The sequence below is a fragment of the Nocardia panacis genome (assembly GCF_003598715.1).
GTDB classification, from domain to species: domain Bacteria; phylum Actinomycetota; class Actinomycetes; order Mycobacteriales; family Mycobacteriaceae; genus Nocardia; species Nocardia panacis.
Map to the genome: position 1 here is coordinate 757,333 of NZ_QZFU01000016.1, position 12,477 is coordinate 769,809.

General features: G+C 67.6%; 10 protein-coding genes. 8 read left to right on the forward strand and 2 right to left on the reverse strand.

Annotation, left to right across the window (positions count from 1 at the left end; genetic code table 11):
• The first annotated feature begins 7 nt into the window (after positions 1-7).
• The 5 genes from D5S18_RS11690 to D5S18_RS11710 all read left to right on the forward strand — a co-directional run bounded on the left by D5S18_RS11690 (position 8) and on the right by D5S18_RS11710 (position 5,476).
• On the forward strand, positions 8-991 hold the full coding sequence (locus tag D5S18_RS11690) for a carbohydrate ABC transporter permease (RefSeq protein ID WP_120040642.1): 984 nt from the start codon (positions 8-10) through the stop codon (positions 989-991).
• Entirely contained in the window at positions 991-1,860 is an 870-nt protein-coding gene (locus D5S18_RS11695) for a carbohydrate ABC transporter permease (RefSeq protein WP_120039819.1), read from the forward strand. The genes D5S18_RS11690 and D5S18_RS11695 overlap by 1 nt, the downstream gene beginning before the upstream one ends.
• Before the next feature lie 173 nt (positions 1,861-2,033).
• Positions 2,034-4,343, forward strand: coding sequence for a transglycosylase domain-containing protein (locus tag D5S18_RS11700; RefSeq protein ID WP_120039821.1), 2,310 nt, complete (start codon positions 2,034-2,036; stop codon positions 4,341-4,343).
• A 234-nt stretch (positions 4,344-4,577) separates the two neighbouring features.
• A complete protein-coding gene (locus D5S18_RS11705) occupies positions 4,578-5,036 on the forward strand; it encodes a GyrI-like domain-containing protein (RefSeq protein WP_120039823.1) in 459 nt (152 codons plus the stop codon).
• 11 nt (positions 5,037-5,047) lie between these two features.
• The gene (locus D5S18_RS11710) at positions 5,048-5,476 is read left to right on the forward strand and encodes a GyrI-like domain-containing protein (protein ID WP_239003679.1); all 429 of its coding nucleotides are present in this window, start codon (positions 5,048-5,050) and stop codon (positions 5,474-5,476) included.
• A 55-nt stretch (positions 5,477-5,531) separates the two neighbouring features.
• Here D5S18_RS11710 and D5S18_RS11715 read toward each other — a convergent pair whose 3' ends face one another.
• Both D5S18_RS11715 and D5S18_RS11720 read right to left on the reverse strand, forming a co-directional pair.
• A complete protein-coding gene (locus D5S18_RS11715; RefSeq protein WP_120039827.1) occupies positions 5,532-6,623 on the reverse strand; it encodes an inositol-3-phosphate synthase in 1,092 nt (363 codons plus the stop codon).
• Positions 6,620-7,174, reverse strand: coding sequence for a PadR family transcriptional regulator (locus D5S18_RS11720; protein WP_120039829.1), 555 nt, complete (start codon positions 7,172-7,174; stop codon positions 6,620-6,622). The genes D5S18_RS11715 and D5S18_RS11720 overlap by 4 nt, the downstream gene beginning before the upstream one ends.
• 180 nt (positions 7,175-7,354) lie before the next feature.
• On the opposite strand from D5S18_RS11720, the gene D5S18_RS11725 reads away from it, so the two are divergent.
• The 3 genes from D5S18_RS11725 to D5S18_RS11735 all read left to right on the forward strand — a co-directional run bounded on the left by D5S18_RS11725 (position 7,355) and on the right by D5S18_RS11735 (position 12,437).
• Entirely contained in the window at positions 7,355-7,774 is a 420-nt protein-coding gene (locus tag D5S18_RS11725) for a DUF5318 domain-containing protein (protein ID WP_120039832.1), read from the forward strand.
• Between the two features lie 187 nt (positions 7,775-7,961).
• On the forward strand, positions 7,962-10,631 hold the full coding sequence (locus D5S18_RS11730) for a transglycosylase domain-containing protein (protein WP_239003680.1): 2,670 nt from the start codon (positions 7,962-7,964) through the stop codon (positions 10,629-10,631).
• Between the two features lie 84 nt (positions 10,632-10,715).
• Positions 10,716-12,437 (forward strand): glycosyltransferase family 87 protein, encoded by a 1,722-nt coding sequence (locus D5S18_RS11735; RefSeq protein WP_239003681.1) that lies wholly within the window; start codon positions 10,716-10,718, stop codon positions 12,435-12,437.
• The last annotated feature ends 40 nt before the right edge of the window (positions 12,438-12,477 follow it).

Sequence of the window (12,477 nt, forward strand, 5' to 3'; positions counted from 1 at the left end):
GTTGACGGTGGCGGATCCTTCGGGAACGACCGGACGGACCTCGGCACTGGCCCTGGAACTGCGGCGCTCGGGGCGGGCTTGGCTCTTCGTGGCCCCGGTGTTGCTGGCGCTGGCCGTGGTCGTCGGCTATCCGGTCGTACGCGCGTTGTGGATGTCCTTCCAGAAGGACTCCGGGCTCGATCCGGCGACGGGCATGTTCGTCGAGGGCGGCGGCGCCGGATTCTCCAATTACACGCACTGGCTGTTGCAGCAGTGCCAGGTGGCCGGTGAGACCACCTCCTGCCCGACCGGCAACCTCGGTTCGGCGTTCTGGGGGTCCATCGGGATCACGCTGTTCTTCGCGGTCATCACGGTGACGCTGGAGGCGAGCATCGGCCTGGGCATGGCCATGGTGATGGGCAAGAGTTTCCGCGGCCGCGCCCTGCTGCGCGCCGCGGTGCTCATTCCGTGGGCCATCCCCACGGCGGTCACCGCGCGGTTGTGGGAGTTCATGTTCCAGTACGACGGCGTGGTGAACCGGGTGCTCGGCACGCACATCCTGTGGACCACCGATCCGTGGTTCTCCCGGATCGCGGTGATCGTCGCCGATGTGTGGAAGACGACCCCGTTCATGGCGCTGCTGCTGCTGGCCGGACTCCAGGTCATCCCGGCCGACGTGTACGAGGCGGCCAGGGTGGACGGCGCGACGGCGTGGCAGCGATTCACGCAGATCACCCTGCCGCTGCTCAAACCCGCCCTGCTGGTGGCGATCCTGTTCCGCAGCATGGACGCGCTGCGACTGTTCGATCTGCCCGCCATCATGACGCTGGGCAATCCGAATACCCGCACCCTGTCGATCCTGGTGGTCGATCAGGTGCGGCAGGGACCCAACAGCGCGGCGGCGCTGTCCACCCTCACCTTCCTGCTCATCTTCGCGGTGGCCTTCGTGCTGGTGAAGGTGCTCGGCGCGAATGCGGTGCGGACCCAGGAAGAACAGCGGGAGGCGCACTGATGGCAACCACTACCGCACCCGTGGCGGCGGTCCCGCTGCTGAAGCGACTCGGCTCGCTGCGCATCTACCTCGGTGTGCTGATCGTGCTGGTGTGGGGTCTCGGCCCCTTCTACTGGATGGCCGTGACGGCGTTCCGCGACGAGCGCTACACCTTCGACAACACCCCGTGGCCGACCCATCTCACCCTGGACAACTTCCGCAACGCCTTCGACACCAGCCGCGGCAACAACTTCGGGCGCGCGCTGGTGAACAGCCTGATCATCGGTTCGATCACCACGGCCATCGCGCTGGTGCTCGGTATCTTCGCCGCCTACGCGCTGGCGCGCATCGGCTTCCGCGGTAAGTACGTGGTGTCCGGGTTGATCCTGAGCGCCTCGATGTTCCCGGTGGTCGTGCTGGTGACTCCGCTGTTCCAGCTGTTCACCGATCTCGGCTGGATCGGTCGGTACCAGGCGATGATCATCCCGAATATCTCCTTCGTCCTGCCGATGACGGTGTACGTGCTGTCCTCCTTCTTCGCCGAGCTGCCGTGGGAGCTCGAGGAGGCGGCCCGCATCGACGGCGCCAGCAAACTCCAGGCCTTCCGGCTGGTCATGTTGCCGCTGGCCGCGCCCGCCGTATTCACCACGGCCATCCTGGCTTTCATCGCCGCGGTGAACGAGTACCTGCTGGCCCGGCTGCTCTCCAGCGACGCGACGCAGCCGGTGACGGTGGCCATCGCGGGTTTCTCGGGCAACGATCCCAAGGCCATCCCGTACACCGCGATCATGGCGGCGGGCACCATGGTGACGGTGCCGCTGGTGATCATGGTGCTGCTGTTCCAGCGCCGCATCATTTCCGGTCTGACCGCGGGCGGCGTCAAGAGCTAGACAGGGTCCAAGCGGGTAGCGCGGTTCTCCCCGCGCTATCCACAGGGCGCTGTTACTATCCCCCGGCCCGGTGAACGGAGCGGTAGAGTCGAGCCCGTCGTGCTCTTTGTTGGCGAAACGTTCCGAATTCTTTTCCCCGATGCAGGTGGGTTTTTCCGACGCTCCGGAAGGAGATGATCGTGAGCTCGTTTCGCAGGCGGCGAGATCGCGGGCAGAGCGGAGCCGATGCCGGTCCCGATGCCCGATCCGGCAATACCTCCTTCGTCGCGGGCTGGCAGGCGCGACGCGGCGCGGCCCCATCCACCGGTCCGGCGCGAATGTCGCGGCGGCGCGAGGGTTTTCGCGGGAAGCCACCGGTTCCGGGGCCGGGCAGGCGGGAGTCGACCCGAGCCGAGCGAGTGCGGCGGCTACTGTTGGCACTGTTCGTCATCTTCATCGTGCTGCCCGGCCTGCTGTCCGTGCTGGCCTACTGGAGCGCGGAGATCCCGGCCCCCGAATCGGTGCAGACCAAGCAGGTGGCCACCATCCTGGCCGCCGATGGCGCCACCGTCCTGGCGAAGGTCGTTCCGCCGGACGGCAATCGGACGCCCGTCCCGCTCAGCGAGGTTCCGCCATCGGTGCGCGACGCGGTGATCGCGGCCGAGGACCGCAACTTCTACACCAATCCCGGCTATTCGACCTCCGGATTCCTGCGCGCGGCCCGCGACAACCTGCTCGGCCGGGAGGACGCGGGCGGCGGCTCCACCATTACCCAGCAATATGTGAAGAACGCCTTCCTCGGTTCCGAGCGCACGCTCACCCGCAAGATGCGCGAGTTGATCATCGCGGCCAAGATGGCCCGGCAGTGGAGCAAGGACGATATCCTCGCCGCCTACCTCAACACCATCTATTACGGCCGCGGCGCGTACGGCATCGCGGCGGCGTCGAAGTCGTACTTCAACAAGCCCGTCGCCCAGCTCGGCCCCGCCGAGGGCGCGGTGCTCGCGGCCATCATCCGCACCCCGTCGCTGCTCGATCCGGAGACGCACCTGTCCGATCTGCGGGCGCGATGGAGCTATGTACTCGATGCCATGGTCGAAATGGGCAAGCTCGCCCCGGCCGAGCGGACGGCGCTGAGTTTTCCGACCATCGTGCCGATCGGCGAGGCAGGCGACGATGTGGTGGCGCGCGGCCCCGAGGGCCTCATCCGCACCCAGGTGGTCCGCGAACTGCGTGCCTCCGGCATCAGCGAGCGCGAACTCGACACGGGCGCACTGCAAATCACCACCACCATCGATGCCAGGGCCCAGCAGTCGGCGCTCGGCGCCGTGCGCGAACGACTCGACGGTCAACCGCCCGAACTGCGCTCGGCCGTCGTCTCGATCGACCCGCGTTCGGGCGCGGTGCGCGCCTATTTCGGCGGCTACGACGGCATCGGCTACGACTTCGCCCAGGCCCCGCTGCAAACCGGTTCCGCCTTCAAGGTTTTCGCGGTGATCGCGGCACTGCAGCAGAGCATTCCACTCTCGCGCGTCATCGATAGCGCCCCTGTGGTGGACCAGAATGTCACGATCACCAATGTGGACGGCGAGTCCTGCGGTCGGTGCAGTATCGCCGAGGCGCTCAAGCGCTCGCTCAATACCAGCTTCTACCGGTTGACCATGTCCATGGCCGACGGCCCGCGAGCCATCGCCGACGCGGCCCATCAGGCGGGTATCCCCAAGACCATTCCCGGCGTGGCGGGTGAGACGCTGACCGAGAACGGCGAGCGCCCGTACAACGGAATCGTGTTGGGGCAGTACCTGGTTCGCCCGATCGATATGGCCTCGGCCTATGCCACCATCGCCGGTTCCGGTGTCTACCATCAGCCGTACTTCGTGCAGCGGGTGCTCACCGGCGACGGCCGGGTCCTGCTCGATCGCGGCGGCCCGGATCAGCGGGTCGGTCAGCAGCTCCCGCCCGGTCAGCAGCGCATCCCGGCGGGTATGGCCGATGCCACCATGGCGGCCATGCTGCCCATCGCGGCCTACTCCAACGGTCACACCCTCGCGGCGGGCCGCCCCTCCGCCGCGAAGACGGGCACCACCCAACTCGGCGAGACCAAGGCCAATAAGGACGCCTGGATGGTCGGCTTCACACCCTCGCTGTCCACCGCGGTATGGATCGGCACCGAACAATCCCAACCGATCCACAACGCGCGCGGCGCGGATATCTACGGCTCGGGTCTGCCCTCCGATATCTGGAAGCAAACCATGGACGGCGCGCTCGACGGCACGCCGGTGGAGCAGTTCGCCGCCGCGCCCCCGCCCCCCGAACCACCGAGCCCGCCCCCCGCGGGTCCGTACGACATCTTCAACCAGCAACCCGCGCCACCACCGCCACCGCAGCAGGCACAACAGCCCTACATCATGTTCCCGCCCCCGCCCGCACCGGCGCCGCCCGCGCCCGCCCCGCCCAAACAGGTGGAGATCTTCCCCGGGCTGAGTATTCCGGTGCCGGGCTGAGCGTGATTGCTACCACCACGCCCGTGCGAAGCGATCACATGGGAGCATCGTTGGCAGCATCCGTTTGGCAGCGTCGTATCCCGAACCGCGACAACCCCCGGGCCGGCACCACCGCAACGGTGCCGATGCGGAAGGATGGGCGCTGGACAGCGACAAAAGCGGCGGACCGGGGCGATAGTCTGCGAGCCACGGGGCGCCGCCATGGAAGACAGACGAGACATAGGGGCTACGCCGGTGGATTTCAATGTCGTTGACAAACCCGAGACGCTGGTCGCCGGGACCGTGCTGCGCAGCCCCGCGCTCGCGGTCGAGGGTCCGCGCCGCGCGAAGGTGGAGGAGGCATGGAAGCGCAATCTGGCGCGTCGGCTGCCCGGTCCGCCGACCACCGCGTACGTCGATCACGCGCCGGAGATCAACTCGTATCTGACGCATATCGTCGGCTACCGCTGTCGCACCCTGGATGACCTATTACCCGGCGATGTCCTCGCCAGAGTGCCGGGGGGCCGCTTCGCCCGCTTCATCGCCTCGGGTGACGATCTCGGCGACACCATCGTGGCCATCTGGCGCGCGGTGTGGGATGCCGAAGCGGCGGGTCGCTTCACCCGGTCCTACGCGGGCGACTGGGAACACTATCCCGACACGAGGACCGTGGAGGTCTTCGTGGCACTGGCGGATGATCAGGTCGACGGGTAGGAACGAGAACTGTGGTGGACTTCGAGATCGTCACCTTGGACGAGAGCCTGATCGCGGGACTGACGATTCCGCTGGCGGGCCGCGAGGTGACCGCGCGCGACCTGGATCTGGTCAACTTCACCTGGGACCGCTACCTGTCCCGTGAAAAGAGCCAACAGCGGGTCGCCGCCTACATCGGCCAGAACGATCACGCCGTGGCCGTGCTCGGATATGAGGTATCCGGCCTGGCCGAACTGGACCCCGGCGATGTGCTGACCCGAATCCCCAAGGGGCGCTACGCCAGATTCGTGGTTTCCGACAAACCCTACGACCTGCTGCGCACCGCATGGGCGCAGGTCGCGAAGGCGGAGAGCGCGGGCACCATCACCCGCTCGCACACCGCCGAGATCGAGCGCTACACCGGACCGACCTCGGTCGAGGTGTACGTCTCGCTGGACTGAACGACGATCGGGCCGAAGGCAAGTACCGCCCTCGGCCCGATCATTCGCACAGATTCTATTCGGCTCCGATAATGAATGCCTCGAGCTGCGCGCGCGCGATATCGTCGGGCAACTGCCGCGGCGGGGACTTCATCAGGTAGGCCGAGGCGGGCAGGACCGGTCCGCCGATACCGCGATCACGGGCGATCTTGGCCGCGCGCACCGCGTCGATGATGATGCCCGCCGAATTCGGCGAATCCCACACCTCGAGCTTGTACTCCAGGTTCAGCGGCACATCGCCGAAGGCGCGACCCTCGAGGCGCACATAGGCCCACTTGCGATCGTCGAGCCAGCCGACGTGATCGGACGGGCCGATGTGCACGTCGTTCGCGCCGAGCTCCTTCTTCAGGTTGCTGGTGACCGCCCTGGTCTTGGAGATCTTCTTGGACTCCAGGCGCTCGCGCTCGAGCATGTTCTTGAAGTCCATATTGCCGCCGACATTGAGCTGCATGGTGCGGTCGAGCTGCACGCCGCGATCCTCGAACAGCTTGGCCATGACCCGGTGGGTGATGGTCGCGCCGACCTGGCTCTTGATGTCGTCGCCGACGATGGGCACACCCGCCGCGCGGAACTTCTCGGCCCACTCCGGATCCGAGGCGATGAACACCGGCAGCGCGTTGACGAAGGCGACACCCGCGTCGATGGCGCACTGGGCGTAGAACTTGTCCGCCTCCTCGGAGCCGACCGGCAGGTAGGAGACCAGCACGTCGACCTTGGCCTCGCGCAGGACCTTGACCACGTCGACCGGCTCGGCCTCGGACAGCTCGATGGTCTCGGCGTAGTACTTGCCGATGCCGTCGAGGGTCGGGCCGCGCTGCACCACCACATCCGCCGGGGGGACGTCGGAGATTTTAATGGTGTTGTTCTCACTGGCGAAGATGGCCTCGGCCAGGTCGAAGCCGACCTTCTTGGCGTCGACGTCGAACGCGGCGACGAACTTCACATCGCGCACATGGTAGGGGCCGAACTTCACATGCATCAGGCCCGGCACGGTCGCCGACGGGTCCGCGTCGCGGTAGTACTGCACGCCCTGAACCAGCGAGGAGGCGCAGTTGCCGACGCCGATAATGGCCACGCGCACTTCGGTGGCATTCTCGAGTTCACTCATGGCCGATATTTCCCTCTTTCTGTGGTGCCGCCTTCGTCGATTGCCCGTTCCGCGGCAATCAACTCGTTGAGCCAGCGCACTTCGCGCTCGCTTGATTCCAGTCCGAGCTGATGAAGCTGGCGGGTGTAGCGATCCAGCGATCCGCTCGCCTTCTTGATCGCCTCCCGCAAACCCTCTCGGCGCTCCTCGACCTGACGCCGCCTGCCCTCGAGGATCCGCATCCGCGCCTCGGCGGGGGTGCGGCTGAAGAAGGCGAGGTGTACGCCGAAGCCGTCGTCGGTGTAGTTCTGCGGGCCGGTGTCGGCGAGCAGCTCCTTGAAACGCTCATGGCCCGCCGAGGTCAGCCGGTAGACCCGGCGCGCGCGCCGGGTGCTGCCGAGGGCGTCCTCCTCGTCGATCAATCCGTCGGCCTGCATGCGGCGCAGCGTCGGATAGAGCGACCCGTAGGAGAAGGCCCGAAACGGTCCGAGCAGGCCGGTCAGCCGCTTGCGCAGCTCGTAGCCGTGCATGGACGCCTCGAGGAGCAGCCCGAGAATCGCCAGTTCGAGCATTCGAGCCTCACCTCTTCCCTCGGACCCGACTCGAACGAACCGGGCGGAATCAAACCGGCCGGACTTCTGAACAGACCTAACAACTGGATGCGATGACCCACTATATCGCAGCGATACATCCGAACAATACTCGCCAAGGAGCGGCGGCGGGCCGCAACCGGCACCGCTACTCTGGTTCTCGTGCGAAATCAGCGGCAGGTCGTCGACTACGCGCTCCGGCGCAGGTCGCTGCTGGCTGACGTCTACGCGGGCCGCGTCGATGTCGCCTCGGTGTGCGACGCGAACCCGTATCTGTTGCGCGCGGCCAAGTTCCACGGCCGGGGGAGTGAAGTCACATGCCCCATCTGCCGGAAGGAACAGCTCACCCTCGTAAGCTGGGTCTATGGCGAAGGTCTCGGCCCCATGTCGGGTTCGGCCCGCACCCCCGAGGAATTGACCCGTCTCGCCGAGACCCGCGAGGAGTTCTCGGTCCACGTCGTCGAGGTATGCCGCAGCTGCAGCTGGAATCATCTGGTGCAGTCCTACGTGCTGGGTTCCACGCCCACGCCTACCCGCCGCAGGGCGGGCACCAGAGCCAACCGGCGCACCGTCGCCGAATGATGTGCCCGATCATCCGCGAGGGTGAGCCGAGTGCCAGCAGTGTGTCCGCCGCGGTCCGCCGGACCGCACCGCATGCAGACCGTCACGAGTTATGGAGACCTTGTCAGTGAATCCTTCCCCCTACGGCGATCAATCGCGCGGCCGTAACCAGCGAGGTTCACAGCCTGGTCCCCAACAGAATCCGAATATGCGGCCCGGACCGCCCCAAGGAGCGCGACCGGGTCCGCCGCAGGGCGGGCCGCGACCGATGGGCGGCCCCGGCGGGCAGCCGCCGCGTCGACCGGGTCCGCCCCCGCAAGGCGGGCGCCCGCCGCAGGGCATGCCGCCGCAGGGTGGCGCTCGCCCGCCGCAGGGTGGTCGGCCGCCCCAAGGTGGGCCGCCGCCGCAGGGCGGGCGTCCCCCGCAGGGTGGTCGGCCGCCGCAGGGCAGGCCGCCGGTGCAGGCCACCCAGAAAGTGGTGAACGAGGCCGCCGCGCAACGCAATCGGCCCGCTGGGCCGAGTACCGGTCAGCGGCCCGCCCAGCGCGCCGATACGGGTGAGCGCCCGGCCGCGCGGCGCGAGGGCGCCAATACCGGCGAGCGCCGGGCACAGAGCGGCACCCCGTCCGGTCCGCCGCCGCGGCGCGGTGGCGGTTCGGGCGGGGGCGACGGCTCGGGCAAGCGTCGCCCCGGTAAGAAAAAGAAGTCCGGCTGGCGCTGGGTGCGTCGGGTCGGTTATGTCTTCCTGGCATTGACCCTCGTCGTCGTGGCGGCCGGTGTCGTCGCGTTCACAACGGTCTCTGTACCCAAACCGGGCGATCTCAAAGCCAATCAGGTCGCCTCGATCTTCGCCGCCGACGGCAGTACCGTGCTGAGCAAAGTCGTTCCGCCGGAAGGCAATCGGACCGAGGTGACGATCGACCAGATCCCGCCGCACGTCCGCAATGCCGTCATCGCCGCCGAGGACCGCGACTTCTACACCAACCCCGGCTTCTCCATCAGCGGGTTCGCCCGCGCCGCGCGCGACAACGTGCTGGGCCGCGAGAGCGCGGGCGGTGGCTCCACCATCACCCAGCAGTACGTGAAGAACGCGCTGGTCGGCGACGAGCACTCCTATGCCCGCAAACTGCGCGAGCTGGTCATCTCGGCGAAGATGGCCAACAAGTGGAGCAAGGACGAGATCCTCGTCGCCTACTTGAACACCATCTACTTCGGGCGCGGCGCGTACGGTATCGACGCCGCCGCCAAGGCGTACTTCAACAAGCCGGTGTCGGAGTTGACGCTGGCCGAGGGCGCGATCATCGCCGCGGTCATTCGGCAGCCGTCGGGTCTGGATCCGGAGAAGAATCCGACCGGCGCCAAGGAGCGCTGGGGCTACGTGCTCGAGGGCATGGTCAGCAATGGCGCGCTCACCGAGGCCGATAAGGCCAAGCAGCAGTTCCCGCAGGTGGTCCCCGCCGCCTCCACCCGCGACAAGACCAAGGACAACGGTCCGGAGGGTCTGATCAAAACCCAGGTGCTGAAGGAGCTTTCGGCCGCGGGCATCAGCGAGCAGGAACTCAACACCCTGGGCTTGCAGATCACCACCACCATCGACCCGAAGGCACAGCAGGCCGCGGTCGACTCCGCCCGCAAGGTGATGGACGGCGAACCCGACCAGTTGCGCACCGCCGTGGTCTCGGTGGATCCGCACAGCGGCGCCGTGCGCGCCTACTACGGCGGTGAGGACGGCCAGGGCTACGACTTCGCCAATGCCGGTTTGATGCCGGGCTCCTCGTTCAAGGTCTTCGGTCTGGCCGAGAACCTGGCCCAGGGCAAGCCGCTCTCGCAGCTGTACGACAGCTCGGCGGTCACCGTCAATGGCATCAAGATCACCAACGTCGAGGGCGAGCAGTGCGGTATGTGCACCATCGCCGAGGCACTGAAGCGTTCGCTCAACACCAGCTTCTATCGCATGGAGCTGGATATGCAGAACGGCCCGCAGAAGATCGCCGACATGGCGCACAAGCTCGGCATCCCGGACACCATTCCGGGTGTCGGCAAGTCGCTGGTCGAACCCGACGGCTCCCCGCCGAACAACGGCATCGTGCTCGGGCAGTACCAGTCCCGCCCGCTCGATATGGCCTCCGCCTACGCCACCCTGGCGGCCTCCGGCGTCTACCACGCGCCGCACTTCATTCAGAAGGTCGTCGCGTCCGACGGTCAGGTGCTGCTGGATCGCGGCGATGTCGCGGGTGAACGTCGCGTCGAGGCGGCGGTCGCCGACAACGTCACCGACGCCATGAAGCCGATCGCCGCGTATTCGCGCCATCACGAGCTGGCGGGTGGCCGCGTATCGGCGACCAAGACCGGTACCGCCCAGCTCGGCGACACTGGTGAGAACCGGGACTCCTGGATGGTCGGCTACACACCTTCGCTGTCCACGGCGGTGTGGGTCGGTACCCCCGACGGCACGAGACTGCGAAATGCCAACGGCACCATGATCTACGGCTCGGGTCTGCCCTCCGATATCTGGAAGGCCACCATGGACGGCGCGCTGAAGGGCACGCCCAACGAGAACTTCCCGAAGCCTGCGGCGATCAAGGGCCAGGCGGGTGTCCCGGCCTGGACCGCTCCCTACACCCCGCCGTCCTCCAGCGAGGTGCCGCTGCTGCCCCCGGTCGTCGTCGCGCCGACCCAGATCGACACCCCGTTCGGCCCCATCCAGATTCCCGGCCTCCAGCCGAATCCAAGGGTCCAACCGCAACCCCAGCCGCAGCGCTCGGAGCAGTCCCACGACAACGATCCGGGGCCGCTTCCCGGCCAACCGGTGGCCCCCTCCGAGAGCGCGAGTCCTTCGGCCAGTGGAGCGCCCAAGCCCGGCCGCAACAATCGCTGACGGGCGGATCGCGGTGCACCGTAGGAGATGTGCGGGACCGGGGGTTCCGAGGCCGGTCGGGCGGGACAGGTAACCTCGGGTGCCGTGACCGATCAGCAGGTGGCGGATCAGCGGGTGGCGGGGGGCGGACCGCAGGACGTCCTGTTGGCGGCGGACGGGCGGCGGTATGTGTCGCCCGCACCCTTGGCGCGGGATCTGCGGTCGGCGGATGCGCGGGATCGGCCCAGCCGCAATGATTCGCTGACCTCGCAGCTGAGTTCGGTGATCGGCGGGCCGGTGGGCGATCACGCGCTCATCGGGCGGGCGCGGTTCTGGACGCCGGTACGGGTGCTCATGCTGTTCTCGGTGCTGTTCCTGGCCTTCGGCTGGTTCGGGAAGGCGGGCTGTCTGCAGCAGACCACCACCGCCGAGGGCGCACTCACCCTGGACTGGAACAACAGCCGCCAATACGTGGCCATGTGCTACTCGGACACCGTGCCGCTCTACGGCGCGGAGCGGTTGAATGAGGGCGCGTTCCCGTACAAGAAGGCGTGGGTCGAGAAGAACCCCGACGGCACCGCCGAGATCAGATATATGGAGTACCCGGTGCTGTCCGGGCTCTACCAGTACCTGTCGATGCGCATCGCCAAAATGTGGGACGCGTTGCCGCTGCCGGGCGCGCTCCAGGTGGTCATCTATTTCAATGTGGTGGCCGTCGGTTTGGCGCTGGCCTGGCTGATCACCGTCTGGGCCTCGGCCATGATGTGCGGGCGGCGGATCTGGGACGCCGCCCTGATCGCCTGCTCACCGCTGGTGATCGCGCACATCTTCACCAATTTCGACGCGCTGGCCACCGCGTTGGCCGCGACCGGTCTGCTGGCCTGGGCGCGCAGACGGCCGGTCCTGGCCGGTGTGCTGCTGGGTTTGGGTGGCGCCGCGAAGCTGTATCCGCTGCTGCTGCTCGGCCCGATCGTGGTGCTGTGCCTGCGCGCCGACCCGATGGCCCACCCGCACCGCCAGGCCATGCGGTTGCGCGATATCGACGGTCTGCCCGCCCTGGGCCGCTGGCTGCGCGAGACCCCGTACCGGACCGCGATATTCGCCACCCGCCCGCTGGGGTCGGGCGTACTGACCGTCGGCGCGGCACTGGGCACCTGGGCCGCGGTGAACCTGCCGATCGCCCTGCTGTTCCGGCCGGGTTGGCGGGAGTTCTTCCGGCTCAATACCGCCCGCCACGCCGATCCGGACTCCCTCTACAACGTGATCACCTCGTTCACCGGTTGGGCCGGATTCGACGGCGACCTGGGTCACGCGGAGCAACCGATCGTGCTGAACATGGTGTCGCTGCTGGCCTTCGTCACCGCCTGCGTGGTCATCGCCTATATCGGTCTCACCGCGCCGCGCCGTCCCCGCCTGGCCCAGCTGTGCTTCCTGGTCATCGCGGCCTTCCTGCTCACCAACAAGGTGTGGAGCCCGCAGTATTCGCTGTGGCTGGTGCCGATCGCGGTGCTGGCGCTGCCGCACCGCCGCATCCTGCTGGCCTGGATGACCGTCGACGCGCTGGTCTGGGTGCCCCGCATGTACTACTACCTCGGACTGGACCACAAGGGCCTGCCCGAGCAGTGGTTCACCGCGACGGTGCTGGTGCGCGATCTCGTGGTCGTCGGGCTGTGCGCGCTGGTGGTGTACCAGATCTACCGGCCCGCAAGCGATCTGGTGCGGCGCGATTTCGTGGACGATCCGATCGGCGGCGTTGTCGATGGCGCGCCCGATCCGCGGCGCCCCTGGTTGCCGGAAGGGTTGCGGCCCCGGCTCGCCCGCGTCTGATCGTGGCGCGCGAAATCGGGCGCGACTCGCGCGGTTCCGG

Bases quoted from the DNA above. Each gene is read 5' to 3' on its own strand.
- D5S18_RS11720 (WP_120039829.1), bottom strand. From the start codon at position 7,174: ATGCTCGAACTGGCGATTCTCGGGCTGCTCCTCGAGGCGTCCATGCAC.
- D5S18_RS11700 (WP_120039821.1), top strand. From the start codon at position 2,034: ATGATCGTGAGCTCGTTTCGCAGGCGGCGAGATCGCGGGCAGAGCGGA.
- D5S18_RS11695 (WP_120039819.1), top strand. From the start codon at position 991: ATGGCAACCACTACCGCACCCGTGGCGGCGGTCCCGCTGCTGAAGCGA.
- D5S18_RS11730 (WP_239003680.1), top strand. From the start codon at position 7,962: ATGCGGCCCGGACCGCCCCAAGGAGCGCGACCGGGTCCGCCGCAGGGC.
- D5S18_RS11715 (WP_120039827.1), bottom strand. From the start codon at position 6,623: ATGAGTGAACTCGAGAATGCCACCGAAGTGCGCGTGGCCATTATCGGC.